Origin of the sequence: Pseudomonas sp. ABFPK, assembly GCF_001586765.1 — a bacterium.
Taxonomy (GTDB): Bacteria; Pseudomonadota; Gammaproteobacteria; order Pseudomonadales; family Pseudomonadaceae; genus Aquipseudomonas; species Aquipseudomonas asiatica.
Map to the genome: position 1 here is coordinate 109,482 of NZ_LQXW01000008.1, position 19,207 is coordinate 128,688.

Below are 19,207 nucleotides of genomic sequence, written 5' to 3' on the forward strand. Positions count from 1 at the left end.
TCTATGGATAAGCTGCGCTCAAGACTGCTTGGACTATCTCGACGTCACAAACGGCTGATCCAGGTAGCGACCGATGTAATTCTGGTCTGGTTCGCGCTGTGGCTGGCGTTTGTCGTGCGCCTGGGCATCGATGACCTGGCCAACCCTGTCCGTGATCACACCTGGCTGTTCATCACGGCGCCGATCATCTCGATCCCGCTGTTCATCCGCTTTGGTCTTTACCGTGCGGTGATGCGCTATTTCGGCAATGACGCACTGATCGCCATCATCAAGGCGGTGACCCTGTCGGCGCTGATCCTCGGTTTCATCATCTACTGGGCCAGCAACCACCAGAACGTGGTGCCGCGTTCGATCACCTTCAACTACTGGTGGCTGAGCCTGATCATGGTCGGCGGCCTGCGGCTGGCCATGCGCCAGTACTTCCTCGGCGACTGGTTTGCCACTGCCGTGCAGCACGTGCCCTTCGCCAACCGCGACGACGGCCTGCCACGGGTGGCCATCTACGGCGCTGGCTCGGCCGGTAACCAGCTGGTGGCGGCGCTGCGCATGGGCAAGGCCATGCGCCCGGTAGCGTTCATCGACGACGATGCCAGCATCACCGACCGGGTGATCGCCGGCCTGCAGGTGTACCAGCCGGAACAGCTGCAACGCATGATCGACGATACCGGCGCCGAAGAAATCCTGCTGGCGCTGCCCTCGGTCAGCCGCAGCCGTCGCCGCGAAATTCTCAACCTGCTGGAAGGCTACCCGCTGCACGTGCGCAGTGTGCCCGGCTTCATGGACCTGGCCAGTGGCCGGGTCAAGGTGGACGACATCCAGGAAGTGGACATTGCCGACCTGCTGGGACGCGACGCGGTGCCGGCGCAAGGCGACCTGCTAAAGCACTGCATCATCGACCAGACAGTGATGGTGACCGGTGCCGGCGGCTCGATCGGCTCCGAGCTGTGCCGCCAGATCCTCGGGCAGACACCGCGCACCCTGCTGTTGTTCGATCACAGCGAATTCAACCTGTACACAATTGCCGGCGAACTGGAGCAACGCATCACTCGCGAAGGCCTGGCCGTGCAGGTGATCCCCATCCTCGGCTCGGTCCGCGATCAGGCCAAGATGCTCGACGTGATGCGCGCCTGGCAGGTGGACACCGTCTACCACGCCGCAGCCTACAAGCACGTACCGATCGTCGAGCACAACATTGCCGAAGGCCTGACAAACAACGTGTTCGGCACCCTGTACACCGCCCAGGCGGCGCTACAGGCCGGGGTTGCCAACTTTGTGCTGATTTCCACCGACAAGGCCGTGCGCCCCACCAACGTGATGGGCAGTACCAAGCGCCTGGCCGAAATGGTGCTGCAGGCCCTTAGCCGTGAGCTGGCGCCAGTACTGATGGGTGAAACCGGCAACGTCTCGCAGGTGAACAAGACCCGCTTCACCATGGTGCGCTTCGGCAATGTGCTGGGTTCGTCGGGTTCGGTCATTCCGCTGTTCCACAAGCAGATCAAGGCCGGTGGGCCGCTGACCGTCACCCATCCAAAAATCACCCGCTATTTCATGACCATCCCCGAGGCCGCGCAGTTGGTGATCCAGGCCGGTTCCATGGGGCAGGGCGGTGATGTGTTCGTGCTGGACATGGGCGAACCAGTGAAGATCGTGGAGCTGGCGGAAAAGATGATTCACCTGTCCGGCTTCAGCATCCGCTCCGAGCGCAACCCGCTGGGCGACATCGCCATCAATTTCACCGGCCTGCGCCCGGGCGAGAAGTTGTACGAAGAGCTGCTGATCGGGGACAACGTGATTGCCACCCGCCACCCCATGATCATGAGCGCCCACGAGGACTACCTGCCCTGGGATGTGCTGAAGCAGCGCCTTGACGCCCTGCGCGCGGCGACTGCGGAAGATGACTTTGCCACCGTGCGACAGCTGCTGCGTGACACCGTAAGCGGCTATGTGCCTGGCGGCGAAATTGTGGATTGGCTGTACCAGCGCCGGCGCTTGGAGCCCTGAACGCTGCACTTACAAAATGAACGGCGGTGCCGATACAGGAACGCCTACATGAACTTCAAAAGCTGTGAAGTTTGAACGCGGGAATTGGGAAGAACTGAACGATGACTATTCTGGTAACTGGTGGTGCGGGCTTCATTGGCGCGAACTTCGTGCTGGACTGGCTGGCCGGCAATGACGAGCCCGTGGTCAATCTCGACAAACTCACCTACGCAGGCAACCTGCAGACCCTTAGCAGCCTGCAGGACGACGCGCGGCACATTTTCGTGCATGGCGACATTGGTGATTCCGCGCTGGTGGAACAGCTGCTGAAAACCCACCAGCCGCGCGCCATCGTCAACTTTGCCGCCGAGTCGCACGTCGACCGCTCGATTCACGGCCCGGAAGACTTCATCGAAACCAACATCGTCGGCACCTTTCGCCTGCTGGAAGCGGTACGCGCGTATTGGGGTGGCCTGGATGAGCCGGCGCGCAAGGCTTTTCGCTTCCTTCATGTGTCCACCGACGAAGTTTACGGTTCGTTGGCCGCCGGCGAACCGGCCTTTACCGAAACCCACCAGTACCAGCCCAACAGCCCGTACTCGGCCAGCAAGGCCGCCAGCGACCACCTGGTGCGCTCGTACCACCACACCTACGGCCTGCCGGTGCTGACCACCAACTGCTCGAACAACTACGGCCCTTACCACTTCCCGGAAAAGCTCATCCCGCTGATGATCGTCAACGCCCTGGCCGGCAAACCGCTGCCGGTATACGGCGACGGCCAGCAGATTCGCGACTGGCTGTACGTCAAGGACCACTGCAGCGCTATCCGCCGCGTGCTGGAAGCCGGCAAGACCGGCGAGGTGTACAACGTGGGCGGCTGGAACGAAAAGCCCAACCTGGAAATCGTCAACCGCGTGTGCGCCCTGCTGGACGAACTGCGCCCCCGCGCCGACGGCAAGCCCTACGCCGAGCAGATCACCTACGTGACCGACCGCCCAGGCCATGACCGCCGCTACGCCATCGACGCCCGCAAGCTCGAGCGCGAACTGGGCTGGAAGCCTGCCGAAACCTTCGAAACCGGCATTCGCAAGACCGTGGCCTGGTACCTCGACAACCAGGAGTGGGTGCAGAACGTACAGTCCGGCAGCTACCGCGACTGGGTCGAGAAAAACTACGCAGGGCGCTCGGCATGAAGATTCTGCTACTGGGCAAGGACGGTCAGGTAGGTTGGGAACTACAACGCAGCCTGGCCCCACTGGGCCAGGTGCTGGCGCTCAATTCCCGTAGCCAGGCCCACTGCGGCGACCTGGCCAACCTGCCGGGCCTGGCCGAAACAGTGCGCGCCTACGCCCCCGATGTAATCGTCAACGCCGCCGCCTACACTGCCGTGGACAAGGCGGAAAGCGACCGCGAACAAGCCTTCAAGGTAAACGCCGAAGCCGTCGGCGTGCTGGCCCGCGCCGCCGCCGACTGCGGAGCATTGCTGGTGCATTACTCCACCGATTACGTGTTCCCGGGGCAGGGCACTCAAGCCTGGCGCGAAGACGACAGCGTCGGCCCATTGAATGCCTATGGCGAAAGCAAGCTGGCTGGCGAACAGGCCATCCAGGCCGCCGGTTGCCAGCACCTGATCTTCCGAACCTGCTGGGTATATGCCGCACGCGGCAACAACTTCGCCAAGACCATGCTGCGCCTGGCTGCGGAACGCGACAGCCTGGGCGTGATCGACGACCAGCACGGCGCCCCGACCGGTGCTGAACTGATCGCCGACATCACCGCCCACGCCATCACCGCCACCCGCCGCGACCCGGCCCTGGCCGGCCTGTACCACCTGGCGGCGGCCGGCGAAACCACCTGGTGCGGCTACGCCCGTTACGTGCTGGAGCAGGCAGCGGCCCTAGGTGTGCCATTGAAAGCCCACGCCGAACAGGTCAACCCGTTGACCACCGACGCCTACCCGACCCCGGCCAAGCGGCCGGCCAATTCGCGTCTGGACACCCATAAACTGCAGCAAGCCTTTGCCCTGAACCTGCCAGATTGGCGCCTGGGTGTGGCTCGCATGCTTACGGAAATACACGAGAAATGACCACTATGAAGCGTAAAGGCATCATTCTGGCGGGCGGGTCGGGTACCCGTCTGCACCCCGCGACCCTGGCTATTTCCAAGCAGCTGCTGCCGGTTTACGACAAGCCGATGATCTACTACCCGCTGACCACCCTGATGCTGGCGGGTATCCAGGACATCCTGATCATCTCTACCCCGCAGGACACCCCGCGTTTCGAGCAACTGCTGGGCGACGGCCACCAATGGGGCATCAACATCAGTTACGCCGTGCAGGCCTCGCCAGACGGCCTGGCGCAGGCCTTCCTGATTGGTGAAGACTTCATTGGCAACGACCTGTCGGCACTGGTGCTGGGCGACAACATCTATTACGGCCACGACTTCCAGCAACTGCTGCGCAACGCCATGGACCGCGGCGAAGGCGCCAGCGTGTTCGCCTACCACGTGCACGACCCCGAGCGTTACGGCGTGGTCGAGTTCGATGAGAAGGGCAAGGCGATCAGCCTGGAGGAGAAGCCGACCAAGCCGAAATCCAGCTATGCCGTGACCGGGTTGTACTTCTACGACAAGGACGTGGTCGAGATCGCCAAAGGCATCAAGCCATCTGCGCGGGGTGAGCTGGAGATTACCGATTTGAACCGGGTGTATTTGGAGCAGAACCGGTTGTCGGTGGAGATCATGGGGCGCGGGTATGCCTGGCTGGATACCGGGACGCATGATTCGTTGCTCGAGGCGAGTGGGTATATCGCGACTATTGAGCGGCGGCAGGGGTTGAAGGTGGCTTGTCCGGAAGAGGTGGCGTATAGGCAGGGGTGGATTGGGGCGGAGCAGTTGCTGAAGTTGGCGGAGCCGTTGGCTAAGAATGGGTATGGGCAGTATTTGAAGAGGTTGGTGCAGGATAAAGTTTATTGAGGGGGCTAAATTTCCGCCTTTTAAGGTGTAGAGGCTCGAGATTACATGGCAGATGCCTTGGCTTGTACCTGGGCAGACAGTTTATCCGGGTATGCCAACGCCATTCATTGGTGAAGCCACAGGCATAGGTCAGCCATTGAATGAGCCTGCCTCTAATGTGAAACACTGATCCAGGCGACGGTACCTGCGCCGGTTTCCGATAAAGCGAGCGCAGGGCTGCCGGCGCAGGTGATGGATACATTGTGCGGTGCTGCATGGCCCAAGCTCGGCGCAAGCTTTTCGACTTGTAGGTAGTGAACGAGAGTCAACTGGCTGAACAGGCCCAGCGCGCGATCGGTGGCAAGTACGAACTCGAAAGCCAGGCTGGAGGTATGAGTGGTGAAGATCGTTGGCGAATATGAAGGGAAAGCGGTGCCAATTATCAAAGCGCAGCAACAGTCAGTTGGAAAAACAGGTACGACTGTGTGCTCGGCCGATCTAACGGGTTGTTCACCATGTAGCTGCGCAGATGCAGCGGGCGGCGGCAATTATGAGTCTGTCCAGTCGGCGCGCATGAATGGACATGATCCATATGCTGTCTCAAAGATTTGCTGACGCGGCTTTCGACACTGCGGGTGAGCAAGATCGGGTAGCTGTTGCCGCAGTCGTTGATGCTGCTTTCACTTACGCGAGATGAGTAGGGCGGGCGGTTGGAAAAAAACAATTCTGTTAGAAAAGATCTTATTGATCTCTAGTGTTCTTATTTAATTGTTCTGATTGGGTTTGAGGTATTTTTATTGGCTCGTTAATGTTTAAGGTGGAATCTAAAATTATTGATGTGTCTTAGCGATGCAGATGGTGTTTTCTTGTAATTTGCCCCTTCGATCATCCGTTTTTATCAAGTGATGTTTACAGGCTCCTGATGTTGTGCAGTAGATAGGTAGCTTTTGTTGATTTTTTTTTGTTTTCGTGATAGGCGGGCGGTTGCTGTTGGCGTGGGTGTACCGTTTGTCAGGCCGGCGGAGTAGTGGGCTAGCCTGTTGCTGCGAGCCCTCTGGCGCGCTATTTTCGCAGCGATAGAATTCGATCGTGTCGGGTTGCCATGCTTGGATCCAAAGTGTAATATTTTGCGCCATTTTTGAAATACTTTTCTTACACCTTGGAAGCGGAACTCCATAATGTCATTGGCGGCAGTTGATAAGTTCAAGAGCAGGGACGCAGTTATCGGTATCGTTGGTCTGGGGTATGTTGGGCTGCCTCTGATGCTTCGCTATAACGCTATCGGTTATTGCGTTTTGGGTATCGATATTGATCCCGTGAAGGTGGAAAAGCTCAATCAGGGGGAAAGCTACATTGAGCATATTCCATGCGAATCGGTCGCCAGGGCGCGCGAAAGCGGGTTTTCGGCAACTACCGATTTCAGTCGGGTTGCTGAGTGCGATGCACTGATTCTGTGTGTGCCGACACCGCTCAATAAATATCGCGAACCCGACATGAGCTTCGTGATCAACACCACGGACGCGCTCAAGCCTTACCTGCGGGCAGGTCAGGTCGTTTCTCTGGAGAGCACCACCTACCCGGGTACAACCGAAGAAGAGCTGTTGCCTCGTGTTCAGGAAGGTGGCCTGAAGGTGGGTGAGGATATCTTCCTGGTCTATTCGCCGGAGCGTGAAGACCCGGGCAATCCGAATTTCGAAACTCGTACCATTCCGAAGGTTATTGGTGGTCATACGCCCCAGTGCCTGGAAGTTGGTATCGCCTTGTACGAGCAGGCCATTGATCGCGTTGTGCCAGTGAGCTCGACCAAGGCTGCAGAGATGACCAAGCTGCTGGAGAACATCCATCGCGCGGTGAACATCGGCCTGGTCAACGAAATGAAGGTCGTTGCTGATCGCATGGGTATCGACATCTTCGAAGTCGTCGATGCGGCAGCCACCAAACCGTTCGGCTTCACTGCCTATTATCCTGGTCCGGGTCTGGGTGGTCACTGCATTCCGATCGATCCTTTCTACCTCACTTGGAAAGCGCGTGAGTACGGCTTGCACACACGCTTCATCGAGTTGTCTGGTGAGGTTAACCAGGCCATGCCGGAATATGTGGTCGGCAAGCTGATGGATGGCCTCAACGAGCAAGGCAAGGCCGTGAAGGGTAGTCGCGTGCTGGTGCTCGGCATTGCTTACAAGAAGAACGTCGATGACATGCGCGAATCGCCATCGGTGGAAATCATGGAGCTGATCGAAGCCAAAGGCGGCGTGGTTGCCTACAGCGACCCACACGTGCCAGTCTTCCCGCAAATGCGAGAGCATCACTTCACGCTCAGCAGTGAGGCCTTGACCGCAGAAAACCTGGCGTCGTTCGATGCAGTGGTGTTGGCTACCGATCATGACAAATTCGACTATGAGCTGATTCAGCGCAGCGCTCGACTGGTCATCGACAGCCGCGGCAAGTACCGTGCACCTGCTGAAAACGTAATCAAGGCCTGATTGCGTCCCCGCTCTGCCTAGCCGGCATCGATCACGTCGATGTCGGCTTGCTGCTTATCGAATTTATGCGAGAGGTTAGGATGAAGCGTTTCGCCCTCATTGGTGCTGCTGGTTACATCGCTCCACGCCACATGCGTGCCATCAAGGACACAGGTAATGAATTGGCCTGCGCCTACGACATCAACGATTCTGTCGGCATCATCGACAGCATTTCCCCGGCCAGTGAGTTCTTCACCGAGTTCGAGCGCTTCTATGATCATGCCTGGCGCCTCAAGCGTGACCCGGCCACGGCATTGAATTACGTTTCCGTCTGCTCGCCCAACTACCTGCACCACCCGCACATCACGGCCGGCCTGCGCCTGGGTTGCGATGTGATCTGTGAGAAACCTCTGGTGCCCACCGCCGCGATGCTGGATGACCTGGCACTGGTGGAAAAGGAAACCGGAAGCCGCCTGTGGAACATCCTGCAGTTGCGCCACCACCAGGCGATCATCGCGCTGAAGGATCGTGTGCAAAGTGGCAAGCGGGATCACAAGCACGATGTCGAACTGACCTACATCACTTCCCGTGGCAAGTGGTACATGGAAAGCTGGAAAGGTGACCCGCGTAAGTCGTTCGGTGTTGCCACCAACATTGGCGTGCACTTCTACGACATGCTGCATTTCATCTTCGGCAAGCTGCAGCGTAACGTCGTGCACTTTGTCAATGAGCACAAAGCTGCCGGTTACCTGGAGTACGAGAACGCGCGCGTACGCTGGTTCCTGTCCATCGATGCCAACGACCTGCCAGATAGCGTCAAGGGCAAGAAGCCGACCTACCGTTCCATTACTTGCGATGGTGCGGAGATCGAATTCTCGGAAGGTTTCACCGATCTGCACACTGTGAGCTACCAGTCCATTCTCGATGGTAAGGGCTATGGCATCGAAGATGCGCGCCACTGCGTGGAAACCGTCGAGACCATTCGTACCTTGGCGTTGAGCCGTCCGACGGACAACGAAGGCCATCCGTTCCTGGCTCGCCTGCTGGGTTGATAAGCATTGCGGCTTCGCCAGCATTGGCTGGCGAACGCAGGTCGAGGTAATTCATGAGTTTCTACCAGCACCCGAGCGCCATCGTTGATGATGGTGCGCAGATCGGTGCAGACTCGCGGGTCTGGCACTTCGTGCATGTCTGTGGTGGCGCGCGTATCGGCAAAGGCGTGTCCCTTGGGCAAAACGTTTTTGTTGGCAACAAGGTGGTCATCGGCGACCATTGCAAGATTCAGAACAACGTCTCGGTCTATGACAATGTGACCCTCGAAGAGGGGGTTTTTTGTGGTCCGAGCATGGTGTTCACCAATGTTTACAACCCGCGTTCGCTGATCGAGCGCAAGAGTGAATACCGCGACACCGTAGTCGGCAAAGGCGCCACGCTGGGCGCCAACTGCACGATCGTGTGTGGTGTGACCATTGGCCGGTTTGCCTTTGTCGGTGCCGGTGCGGTGGTCAACAAGAACGTAGCTGACTATGCCTTGGTCGTGGGTGTCCCGGCCCGGCAGATTGGCTGGATGAGCGAGCACGGCGAACAGCTCGAGCTGCCCTTGGAGGGCGAGGCTGTCGCGGTGTGCGCGCACTCCGGTATTCGTTATGTATTGCATGGAAATGTCGTCAGCAAGGAGAACGGGCTATGATCGATTTCATTGATCTGAAGGCTCAGCAGAATCTGATCAAGGACAAGATCGAAGCCGGCATCGCCCGCGTTCTTGCCCATGGCAACTACATCCTCGGCGCTGAGGTCGCAGAGCTCGAAGAGCGTCTGGTGGCTTTCACTGGCGCGGCGTACTGCATTACGGTCGCCAACGGTACCGATGCCCTGCAGATCGCCCAGATGGCGCTCGGGATCGGCCCGGGGGATGAGGTCATCACTCCAGGTTTCACCTACATCGCCACGGCTGAAACCGTTGCATTGCTCGGTGCCAAGCCGGTCTACGTGGATGTCGACCCGAAGACCTACAACCTTGACCCAGCCAAGCTTGAAGCGGCGATCACGCCGCGCACCAAGGCCATCATTCCTGTTTCCCTGTATGGCCAGTGCGCCGACTTCGACGCGATCAACGCCATTGCTGCCAAGCACGGCATTCCGGTTATCGAGGATGCGGCGCAGAGTTTTGGTGGGCAATACAAGGGCAAGCGCTCCTGCAACCTGACCACCATCGCTTGCACCAGCTTCTTCCCAAGCAAGCCGTTGGGCTGCTATGGAGATGGTGGGGCCATTTTTACCAACGATGCAGAGCTGGCCAAGGTTTTGCGCCAGATTGCCCGTCATGGCCAGGATCGCCGTTATCACCATGTCCGTGTGGGCGTGAACAGTCGTTTGGATACGCTGCAGGCGGCGATTCTGCTGCCGAAGCTGGAAATCTTTGAGCAGGAACTCATCCAGCGTGATCAGGTTGCTGCTCGCTATGCCGGGCTGCTTGAAGTAGCCGGTATCGCAGCACCTTTCGTCGAAGCGCACAATCAGAGCGCTTGGGCCCAATACACTGTGCAGGTTGCAGAGCGTGATACGGTCCAGGAGCGCCTCAAGGCAGTCGGCGTGCCCACTGCGGTGCACTACCCGATTCCGCTCAACCGCCAGCCTGCGGTGCGGGACGACCAGGCCCAGCTGCCGATTGGTGACGCCATTGCCGCTCGTGTCATGAGCTTGCCGATGCATCCGTACCTCGACGAAGCCTCCCAGCGTCACATCATCACTGCCTTGAAAGAGAGCCTCAGCGCATGACCCGCAAAATCGTCACAATCGTCGGCGCACGCCCTCAATTCATCAAGGCTGCGGCTGTCTCTCGAGAGATTCTCAAGCACTCCGGTGAAATCGAAGAGGTCATGATTCACACCGGCCAGCATTACGACCCGAACATGTCCCAGGTGTTTTTCGATGAGCTGGAGATCCCGGCACCGAAATACAACCTCGAGGTGTCGGGAGGCACTCATGGTGTCATGACCGGTCGTATGCTTGAAGGCATTGAAAAGATCCTGATCGAAGAAAAGCCGGATTGGGTGCTGATCTACGGGGATACCAACTCCACTTTGGCGGGTGCGCTGGCTGCGTCCAAACTGCACATTCCGGTTGCGCACGTCGAGGCGGGTCTGCGCTCGTTCAACATGCGCATGCCGGAAGAGGTCAACCGGATTCTGTCCGATCGAGTCTCAACGCTTCTGCTGTGTCCGACAGATGTGGCTGTGGAGAACCTGGCGCGGGAAGGCATCGTGGCGGGGGTTCAGAACGTCGGCGATGTCATGTATGACGTTGCGCTGTATTACCGTGATCGGGCTCGCAGCGAGAGCAAGATATTGCAGGCATTGGGGCTGGAGGAGGGTGGTTTTGCCCTGACTACCTGTCACCGTGCCGAGAACACTGATTCCAAAGAGCGACTCACTGGAATCCTTTCGGCGCTTTCCGAGATTGCAGAGACGTTGCCTGTCGTGCTTCCTCTACACCCTCGTACGCGTAAGCTGGTGGCGGACTATGGTCTTGAAAGCCATCTCGAGAAAATTACCGTAGTTGAACCGCTGGCTTTCCTGGATATGGTGGCACTGGAGCAGGCTGCGAAAGTGATCCTCACCGATTCCGGCGGCGTGCAGAAGGAAGCGTTCTTCTATCAGGTTCCATGCATTACCCTGCGCGACGAAACCGAGTGGGTTGAAACCGTGGAACTCAAGTTCAACCAGTTGGTGGGTGCCGATCATCAGGCCATTAAGGCGGCTATGAGCAACCTGCAGGTTCCTGAGGGTACTTTCGACGTTTACGGAAATGGCCGGGCTGCGAGCAAGATAGTCGATATCCTGAAAGGTGAGGGGCAATGAATCCAGTCTCCGTCATCTGGCGCCATAGCCATGTTCTGTGGGCGACGACGCTGACCGATATTCGAACTCGTTTTGTCGGTACGGTATTTGGTGGGGCATGGCTTTTTCTTTACCCCATCCTGTTCCTCGGGCTGTATGCCGTCGTCTACACGATGATTTATCGAATCCGAGTGGCGGAATTTGGAACTTTTGACTACGTGCTACTGATTTTTTGTGGCCTGGTACCGTTTCTGGGGTTCGCTGAATCTTTGGGGAGTGGCGTAGGTTGTGTCCTTGGGAACAAGGCGCTGGTCAAGAACACGCTGTTTCCGATCGATCTGATTCCTGTCAAGACTGTCTTGGCCAGCAGTGTGACGATGGTGGTTGGCCTAGTCATGCTTTTGGGAGTGTTGTGGAGCCGCGGTATCCTCCACGTTTCCCAGTTGGCAATCCCTTTGATATTTGTCTTGCAGATTATCTTTACTATTGGCTTGATTTGGATACTTTCGGCAATCAATGTCTTTATTCCTGATCTAAGTCAGATGGTGTCGGTATTGATTTTGTTCCTGATGCTGGTTTCTCCGATTGCATATACGCATGAAATGATTCCTAAGGAACTTGTGCCGTTCATGTATCCGAATCCGTTGTATTATCTGATCATGTTGTATCGGGATGCCGCGTTTATGGGTGAGTTCAATCTTGAGTTGTTCTCGATCTTCACAGTTATTTCACTGTCTACTTTCTTCTTGGGTGGATTGATCTTTTCACGGTTGAAGCCTTTGTTTGCAGATTATGTCTGAGTCGATCATCGAGCTGGCGTCCATCGCCAAAATGTACCGTACGTTCCGATCCCCGCGTCATCGAATGCTTGAAGCGCTGGGGCTGCCTGTTTCCAAGTCCAGTTATGACGAGTATTGGGCAATTCGCAACATGTCCCTTTCCATCAAGCCTGGAGAGCGAGTGGGGCTGGTGGGGCGCAATGGCGCGGGTAAAAGTACTCTGCTCAAGCTGATTGCCGGGCTGATCCAGCCCTCGGCAGGTACTGTGCGCGTGCAGGGTAAAGTCCAGGCGCTTATGGAGCTTGGCACTGGTTTTCATCCGGAATTCACCGGCCGTGCCAACGTCCTGTCTTCCTTCGCCTACCAAGGCATCACGGGCGCGCGCGCGCGCAAGTTGCTTGAGGATGTGCTGGAGTTTGCCGAGCTTGATGACTTCATTGACAAGCCGGTCAAGACATACTCCGCAGGCATGTACTCGCGGCTGGCGTTTGCAGCAGCTACTGCGGTGCGTCCGGAAATTCTCATTATCGATGAAATTTTGGGGGCGGGTGACTCCTACTTTGCCGGTAAGTCGGCAAAGAGAATGCGCACACTGACTGCCGAAGGTTCGACGGTTTTGTTCGTCTCCCATGATATGTCGGCCGTGCAGATGATCTGTGACCGGGCTGTATGGATTGAGCGCGGACGTATCGTAGCGGACGGTGACCCGATCGAGGTTGGCCGATCCTATGCCGCTTCTATTCGAAAACAGGAAGAGTTGCGGCTGCGCGCCATCAACCTGAAGCTTAGTCGTGGTGATGTCAGTGAGCTGTTGACGGACACGGAAACCGAACGAGTCAATATCCTCCGTTTCATCACAGCAGAGAACGATGCGCCGAAACAACCGGTAGCAATACATGAGCTGGAGCTGCTGCAGTCCGGTAGCCGAATTGACAATGTGCTGGTTGGTGAGGCGCTGGACGATGACCGCAATCAACGGCTGCACTTGCTAACGAGCAGAGATTACATGAACTGGGGAGAGCCCAGGACTGATGCGCAAGGCGTTACCTTCCGTGAGTTCAAAGATTGCGGCGGTGAGTATCGTCACGCGCCTGTCAGTGTGAAGGTTCCGCTGGGTTTGGGTGAGCTGGATACATTTTCGATCGCTGTGCGCCATGCTGGCATTGCACAGGATGAGCGGGTGCTCTTCCAGATCTTTGATGGCATCGAGTATGTCACCCTCGGTGAATTAGCCCATGCGACGGGCGATGGGCAGATTCTCTCTCAGGAGTTTTCCCTGGCCGGAGCTGAACATTTGCAAAATGCCCCCAATGCACCGGTTCCCAGTGAGCGTTCTGACTTCGAGTATGGGGAAGGCAGCGCATGGATCGATGATGTCGACTTCCTTGACGGAAATCTCGAGTCTAGAAGGGTGTTTTCGTTTGGGGAGCCTTTGGTCGTAAAGATCAAGTGGGGGGCCAAGGTCGATATCCCTAACATGGCATTCATCGTATGCATCTACGGCATGGATGGTCGTTGTGTTTCGCAAGTCGTTTCGCCTTTTGTGTCGGCCACGCGCAACTGTCGCGTAGGTACAGTCAAAGCGAATTTTGACCCTCTGATGGTGGGTGTCGGCGACTACGTCATTTCGATCGGCATCTTCGACGGGATGACCGAAGACCAGGCCTCTGGAGAATATCCGCTGGATGTTCATGATCGCCAGTATCGGATTCGGGTATCTGCTCCTGGTGATGTACGCATGGACAGAGGTCAGGTGGTGCACCCGGTAGCCTGGGCTGCGATGGGGGCTTTCGAGTGAGTAAACGTCCGGAATTTGCCTATTTTTCCCAGAGCGACTTGTGGGACCGTGATGCTGTCTCTGAGCAGCTCGCAGTTGCCGAGGACCTGATCGAGCTAATTCCCGACGGCGTCACATCCATTCTGGATGCGGGCTGTGGCAACGGCACCGTCACTAACAAACTGGCGAAGCACTGGGACGTTGTCGGTTGCGACTTGAGCGAGTCCGCTGTAAGGCATGTTAAGGCGCCGGCTTTGGTAGCAGACCTGTCGTGCATCCCTTTTGCCGATAGTCATTTCGACATGGTGCTGTCCAGCGATGTCATCGAGCATTTGCCTGATGCGATCTACGCTCAAGCACTGTCCGAGATGGCCCGGGTATCGTCCAGGTATATTTTGATCGCGGTCCCTTACCGTGAAACGCTACAAGCGGCAGAGGTGCACTGCCCGAAGTGTGGGACTGACTATCACGCTCACCTCCATCAGCGTTCCTATACGCTTGAGGATGCAATCAGCTTGTTTGGCGAGACGTTCACACCAGTGGCCGTGTGTTTCTCTGGCGAGACTTGGACTTTCGAAGATCCCAAGCTGGTTGAGGCTGCTCATAGTGTGTCTGGGCTGGACTACCCGTTTGAAGATGGCGTCTGTCCAGTCTGCTCGGCCCGACGAGGGAATGTCTTGCAGGCCGAGAGCGCCAAAAGGATCAAGAAGCGCTTTGAGTCGCTACAGGCAATGCAGGTAGCCGAAGGGCTGCGTGAAGCGCCTCCGAGCAGCGAAATTCTGGTTCTGTTCGAGCGAGGAGCCGCAGCGGTCTCTGAATGGCAATTGCCACCGGCGACTGCTGTATTCGACGCTCCGCATATCAGCTACTCGTCGTTGGTGGTTCGTGAAAACCCGGTCAACTACCCACGTAGCCCCTATCGGATCAGCGATGCATCTGGATTGGGCATAGTTGTGATACCCCGTCGGCCAAAGACGATAGAGGCCACTCAGGGAACATTCGAGTCCCTGGAGGTGTACGACCATGTACGCGGCCATTATGTCGCGTGCAAGCGTGCAGACGAGAAAGCGCTATTCTCGATTGCAGCAGTGCCTTTTGGGCCGCATGGCTGCATTATTCGGATTGTCAATCCCAGTCCGGATCTTGAAATGTTGGCTGCGTTTGAGATTTCAGACTTTGTCGAAATTTCCGATAGCTGCATGGGGGATGATCCCAGCATGCAGCAAGTGCGAGATCAATTGATTGCTACCCAAAGTTTGAGTGAGCGTCTGGAGTTTAAACGTTCCGACCTTGAGCTTAAGCTGCAGGCAAAAGAGCTTGAGATAAAAGACTATCTGCAATCGATTCATGATCTGAATGCGCTGGCCAATGGACTTGAGAATACACGTGCCGAAATTGAAAGCAGTTATTCATTGTTGAGCCAGACGGCTGCAGAGCAAGAGCAGGCATACGCTGCTAATTGCCTGAAACTCGATGAGTTGACGGAGCGCAATGAGCGGCTTGAAGAAAGCTGTGCGGTTTTGAATGGCGACCTGCGGCAGCTGCAACATGAGTATGCTGAGAATCATCAAGCGTTTCAGAGCCTTCAAGAAAGGTATGAGCAATTATCACAATTGACAACCTCGCTTGAAAACAGCCGTAGTGAGCTGGAAGAGCGACACGGCCGCAGTAGCATGGAGTTGGCTGAGAACCTGCAGCACATGGAAAAGTTAAACAATCTTGCGAACGAGCTCGAAGTACAAAGGGCCGCATTGGAGCGTGAGTTGAGAGTAAAGGACGACCACCTAGTCGCGATGGGAAAGGTTCAGGCAGACCTTAGGGGGACGGTGAATACACTTTCGTCACGACTTGACGAATCGGAGGGGCGTCTGCTTGACCAGCAGCTGTTGCTCGCGCGTATCGACACCTTGGAGCTTGATAAAGCGGCATTGTCCCTAGAGATCGAGAGTTTGCAAGTGGATATGCAAGCTCGCACTAATGAGTTGGTTGAAAAAAATATACAGACTGAACAGCTCAGTGAGCTGACCTCACGACTGGAAGAAAATCGCCAAGCGCTTGAGGATAAACTCCAAGCCTTTGGTGACATGATAGAAGTGCTGTCCAAGGAAAAAGCGGATTACCACGTGCTGGCAAAAGCACTGGCTATGCAGTCACCTGTTGATCGTTTTGAAGGTGTCCTGCCAAAGTCTGTTCTTGTGGTTTCGCATATGTACCCACGAGAATATAACAAGGTCGGTGGCATTTTTGTTCACGAGCAAGTTAAGGCGCTGCGCGCCTTGGGTATCGATGCACGAGTGGTTAGCGGGGAACCGTTCTGGATCAATACCTACAATCCGAAGGTTGTCAAGCGCGCACTGGATATTTACAGAAAGCAGCCATTGGGTGAGTGGGAGGAGATCGAGGGCGTTCCAGTCATTCGATTCCCTTACATCGTGAGTGCACTCTTGCCGTTCCAGGCCCACGCCTTCACTTATTCGCATGGCCTGATGCGCCACGCAGAAATGCTTCGGAAAGTGTTCGATTTCCAGTTGATTCACGCACACACTGCATATACCGACGGCACAGCATCAAGGAAGTTGGCAAGCAAGTTCAAGGTGCCTCTGGTTATCACAGAGCATACCGGTCCTTTCACGACTTTGACGCGCACTGCGTATCTGCGACGAACGACGCAGAAAAGTCTGAACGCAGCGGATAAGGTGATCTCGGTTAGCACCGCATTGCTGGCGGATATCAGGAAAAACGTTTCCTTGAATCCGAAGGTCCAGACAGAGGTTATTCCAAACTTGGTGGACACTGACTTCTTCAAAGCAGAGCCCCTGCCATGTGATGGCCTTATTCATATGCTGTGGGTTGGTCACTTCGTGCCTGTCAAGCGCGTTCCGCTCTTGCTCGAAGCATTTGCGATCGCCCTGGAATCTCAACCACTTCTGCGACTGAGCTTGGCAGGGGATGGCGAAGGGGAAGACCAGGCGCGGCAACTTGCAGCTCAACTTGGCATTAGTGACTATGTGACATTCCTGGGCAGGGCCACTCGCGAGCAGGTGAGGGGCCATTATCAAAATTGCCATTTCCTGGTGATTTCAAGTGAGACCGAAACATTCGGCGTGGTTGCAATTGAAGCTATGAGCTGTGGTCGCCCGGTGTTGAGCAGTAATTGCGGTGGGCCTGCTGATGTAATCACCCATCCTAACCTTGGCAGGGTCGTGGATCTGACGACTGAGGGTATGGCTGAGGGGATGCTTGCCATGGCAGCATCGCTGGACAGTTTTGATTCTCAAGTTATTCGGAAGTATTCGGAGATGCGTTTTTCGGCGGTTAGTGTTGCCCAGAGTATATCTTCTATTTATATGGAATTACTCAGGTCATAACTTGGGTGTGGTGTTTGGATGGCAAGGTAGGATGCTCTGAATGACAGCGTTATCGATAAATAGCCCTGTACTTACACGTGATGATCGATTGGACTTTGTCCGCGTGCTTTCCTGTTTTGCCGTTGTGCTTTTGCATGTGTCGGCAAGGCCAATATATATGCAGGGTGAGTTGGGTGCATGGGGCTGGTTGTTAGGAAATGCCGTGAGTTCACTCACTCATTGGTGTGTGCCTGTTTTTGTTATGCTCAGTGCTGCTCTCATTCTAGGGAACGTTAAGACGACTTATCGGGTCATGTTGCGGTCACGTATTCCTCGTATGCTTGGCGTGTTGGCCGTTTCTGCTCTCGTCTACGCGCTTTGGATGAAGTTCTTTCAGGCAGGTTTCATCTGGGATGCATTCCTGCGCTCTTTAGTTTTGGGGCAACCATATTATCATCTGCATTTTTTCTATTTGATCATTGGTCTGTATTTTATTGCTCCGGCGCTTTCGCGCGCGGTAGTTGATATGCCAGAGATCGAGTTGCGTAATGTGGTGATTGTGACCTGTTTGCTCACCATGGTGGTATTTGCCTGGAGTAGTTTTTCACGCACTTACACGCCTAATGGCGCCACCTTTTCTTGGTGGTACATAAGTTACTATCTGCTTGGTTATTACCTGCATCGATACCAGCCAGAGCTTCCCTACGCGTGGATTCTCGCTGGTGGTTATTTGGTTACCGTTGCAGGGACGCAGATTCTGGCTTACACCATGGGCAGTACTTATATTTGGAAGTTGTATTTTTATAGCTATTTCAGTCCTACGGTCTTTGCCATGGCAATCGGTGTCTGGGGTATGGCTATCAAGTACTCGCATTTGATCAGTGCGCGTTTTCTTCGGGTGGCGGCACCTTTGACATTATTGGTTTATATCCTGCATCCGATGGTGATGGAGTTCCTTCGCGCTCAGTACACTAAAGTATCACCAAGTCTGATGCAGCCAATTGTCGAGGTTCCGATGACAGTTGTATTGACATTTTCAGTGTCGCTGGCTGCTGCGTGGCTGTTGCGCAAAATCAAAATCGTGAATAAGTATTTTTAAGGTTTGATATGAAGCAGAGTAGTAAGGTTGTAGTTTGCGTGTTGGCAGTTGCAGCGGTCGGCTTAGGTGTTTCTTATAAGTCTGGTATTTTCAATCAGGGACCTTTTGATTGGGGAGACGAACCGGTTATTAAGCTTCAGCCGGTTGGTCAAGATTCTCTGCATGTGGAATACCCATCAGTGTATTCGACGGGGTCGGCAAACTATATGCTCTACTCGGCCTATGGCGATGATCACCGTTGGCGCATTGAGATGGCGACAACAACTGATGGAAAGAACTTTGTCAAGCAAGGCAATATATTTGATGAGTCCAAGCTCGGGTTCGCTGGTGGTTACGCGTTTCCCTTTGTAAAGAATGTGGCTTTGGATAATAGTAATATTTTCGAAATGTATTTCTCTGCAGGTGATACTATAACGACTGGATATACCGGCATTTATAAGTCAGTAAGCACTGACGGCTTTTCTTGGGGCGCACCACAGCGGCTGATTCAAGAGTCTGGTCTCGATCCTGTAGTTGTTTCGCAGGGCGGAAAAGACACTTTGTTATATACCGTTGCTCAAGGTGAAATGAACGTTATTAAAGCAGTTGAACTGAACAGTGACGGTAAGGCGCTACAGAGTAAGGTGGCTTATATTCCTCAGCAAGGGATCTATACATTGGGCCTCCTTCATTGGCAGGAAATCCCTATTGTGATTGTCGAGGCTTCGGATACATGGCAGCCACTTTGCTTTGCAGCGTCGGGTGATTTGGTGGCGATTCCAGGGGAGCCCATTCTCAAGACCAATCTTGAAGGGGACACCTCATGGGATCGCCTGAAGTACGGCATGTACTTCTCCGAAGCAGACACCAAAGTTTATTATAATGGTATCGAGGGTCACGGCTTCGAGCAGGGTGGTCAGATCGGGGTTGCCAAATACAATCCTGTAAAACTCTTCAAGGACATGGACTTCTCTGCTTGCCGATAAGTGGCTA

General features: G+C 55.4%; 14 protein-coding genes and 1 pseudogene. All 15 read left to right on the forward strand.

Annotated elements, in window-relative coordinates; translation table 11 throughout:
* The first annotated feature begins 3 nt into the window (after positions 1-3).
* Positions 4-2,001: a nucleoside-diphosphate sugar epimerase/dehydratase gene (locus tag WM94_RS07525; RefSeq protein ID WP_061550842.1), complete on the forward strand. Its 1,998-nt coding sequence runs from the start codon at positions 4-6 to the stop codon at positions 1,999-2,001.
* 101 nt (positions 2,002-2,102) lie between these two features.
* Entirely contained in the window at positions 2,103-3,173 is a 1,071-nt protein-coding gene (gene rfbB / locus WM94_RS07530; protein ID WP_061550843.1) for a dTDP-glucose 4,6-dehydratase, read from the forward strand.
* Complete coding sequence (gene rfbD / locus WM94_RS07535) at positions 3,170-4,066, forward strand: dTDP-4-dehydrorhamnose reductase (protein ID WP_061550844.1); 897 nt, start codon at positions 3,170-3,172, stop codon at positions 4,064-4,066. Before rfbB ends, rfbD begins: the two co-directional genes overlap by 4 nt.
* A 5-nt stretch (positions 4,067-4,071) precedes the next feature.
* Complete coding sequence (gene rfbA, locus WM94_RS07540; protein ID WP_061550864.1) at positions 4,072-4,953, forward strand: glucose-1-phosphate thymidylyltransferase RfbA; 882 nt, start codon at positions 4,072-4,074, stop codon at positions 4,951-4,953.
* A 248-nt stretch (positions 4,954-5,201) separates the two neighbouring features.
* Positions 5,202-5,585, forward strand: a pseudogene (locus tag WM94_RS31085) (transposase domain-containing protein); the annotation flags it as partial.
* A gap of 525 nt (positions 5,586-6,110) precedes the next feature.
* Complete coding sequence (gene wbpA / locus WM94_RS07545; protein WP_061550845.1) at positions 6,111-7,415, forward strand: UDP-N-acetyl-D-glucosamine 6-dehydrogenase; 1,305 nt, start codon at positions 6,111-6,113, stop codon at positions 7,413-7,415.
* A gap of 80 nt (positions 7,416-7,495) precedes the next feature.
* Entirely contained in the window at positions 7,496-8,446 is a 951-nt protein-coding gene (gene wbpB / locus WM94_RS07550; RefSeq protein WP_061550846.1) for a UDP-N-acetyl-2-amino-2-deoxy-D-glucuronate oxidase, read from the forward strand.
* 53 nt (positions 8,447-8,499) lie between these two features.
* A complete protein-coding gene (gene wbpD, locus WM94_RS07555) occupies positions 8,500-9,084 on the forward strand; it encodes a UDP-2-acetamido-3-amino-2,3-dideoxy-D-glucuronate N-acetyltransferase (RefSeq protein WP_061550847.1) in 585 nt (194 codons plus the stop codon).
* Positions 9,081-10,172, forward strand: coding sequence for a DegT/DnrJ/EryC1/StrS aminotransferase family protein (locus tag WM94_RS07560; RefSeq protein WP_061550848.1), 1,092 nt, complete (start codon positions 9,081-9,083; stop codon positions 10,170-10,172). Before wbpD ends, WM94_RS07560 begins: the two co-directional genes overlap by 4 nt.
* On the forward strand, positions 10,169-11,254 hold the full coding sequence (gene wecB, locus WM94_RS07565) for a non-hydrolyzing UDP-N-acetylglucosamine 2-epimerase (protein WP_061550849.1): 1,086 nt from the start codon (positions 10,169-10,171) through the stop codon (positions 11,252-11,254). Before WM94_RS07560 ends, wecB begins: the two co-directional genes overlap by 4 nt.
* On the forward strand, positions 11,251-12,033 hold the full coding sequence (locus WM94_RS07570; protein ID WP_061550850.1) for an ABC transporter permease: 783 nt from the start codon (positions 11,251-11,253) through the stop codon (positions 12,031-12,033). The genes wecB and WM94_RS07570 overlap by 4 nt, the downstream gene beginning before the upstream one ends.
* Positions 12,026-13,810 carry an ABC transporter ATP-binding protein gene (locus WM94_RS07575; RefSeq protein ID WP_061550851.1) on the forward strand — a complete coding sequence of 595 codons (1,785 nt, stop codon included), beginning with the start codon at positions 12,026-12,028 and terminating at the stop codon, positions 13,808-13,810. Before WM94_RS07570 ends, WM94_RS07575 begins: the two co-directional genes overlap by 8 nt.
* Positions 13,807-17,157, forward strand: a complete 3,351-nt coding sequence (locus tag WM94_RS07580) for a glycosyltransferase (protein WP_061550852.1) — start codon at positions 13,807-13,809, stop codon at positions 17,155-17,157. Before WM94_RS07575 ends, WM94_RS07580 begins: the two co-directional genes overlap by 4 nt.
* Positions 17,158-17,197: 40 nt before the next feature.
* Positions 17,198-18,235 (forward strand): acyltransferase, encoded by a 1,038-nt coding sequence (locus WM94_RS07585; protein ID WP_082810530.1) that lies wholly within the window; start codon positions 17,198-17,200, stop codon positions 18,233-18,235.
* A gap of 8 nt (positions 18,236-18,243) precedes the next feature.
* Positions 18,244-19,200 carry a hypothetical protein gene (locus tag WM94_RS07590; RefSeq protein ID WP_061550854.1) on the forward strand — a complete coding sequence of 319 codons (957 nt, stop codon included), beginning with the start codon at positions 18,244-18,246 and terminating at the stop codon, positions 19,198-19,200.
* The last annotated feature ends 7 nt before the right edge of the window (positions 19,201-19,207 follow it).

Excerpts from the sequence above, each read along its gene's own strand:
- rfbD (WP_061550844.1), top strand. The coding sequence starts at position 3,170 with ATGAAGATTCTGCTACTGGGCAAGGACGGTCAGGTAGGTTGGGAACTA.
- WM94_RS07575 (WP_061550851.1), top strand. The coding sequence starts at position 12,026 with ATGTCTGAGTCGATCATCGAGCTGGCGTCCATCGCCAAAATGTACCGT.
- WM94_RS07585 (WP_082810530.1), top strand. The coding sequence starts at position 17,198 with ATGACAGCGTTATCGATAAATAGCCCTGTACTTACACGTGATGATCGA.
- wbpB (WP_061550846.1), top strand. The coding sequence starts at position 7,496 with ATGAAGCGTTTCGCCCTCATTGGTGCTGCTGGTTACATCGCTCCACGC.
- rfbA (WP_061550864.1), top strand. The coding sequence starts at position 4,072 with ATGAAGCGTAAAGGCATCATTCTGGCGGGCGGGTCGGGTACCCGTCTG.
- wbpA (WP_061550845.1), top strand. The coding sequence starts at position 6,111 with ATGTCATTGGCGGCAGTTGATAAGTTCAAGAGCAGGGACGCAGTTATC.
- wbpD (WP_061550847.1), top strand. The coding sequence starts at position 8,500 with ATGAGTTTCTACCAGCACCCGAGCGCCATCGTTGATGATGGTGCGCAG.
- WM94_RS07570 (WP_061550850.1), top strand. The coding sequence starts at position 11,251 with ATGAATCCAGTCTCCGTCATCTGGCGCCATAGCCATGTTCTGTGGGCG.
- rfbB (WP_061550843.1), top strand. The coding sequence starts at position 2,103 with ATGACTATTCTGGTAACTGGTGGTGCGGGCTTCATTGGCGCGAACTTC.
- WM94_RS07525 (WP_061550842.1), top strand. The coding sequence starts at position 4 with ATGGATAAGCTGCGCTCAAGACTGCTTGGACTATCTCGACGTCACAAA.
- WM94_RS07560 (WP_061550848.1), top strand. The coding sequence starts at position 9,081 with ATGATCGATTTCATTGATCTGAAGGCTCAGCAGAATCTGATCAAGGAC.
- WM94_RS07590 (WP_061550854.1), top strand. The coding sequence starts at position 18,244 with ATGAAGCAGAGTAGTAAGGTTGTAGTTTGCGTGTTGGCAGTTGCAGCG.
- wecB (WP_061550849.1), top strand. The coding sequence starts at position 10,169 with ATGACCCGCAAAATCGTCACAATCGTCGGCGCACGCCCTCAATTCATC.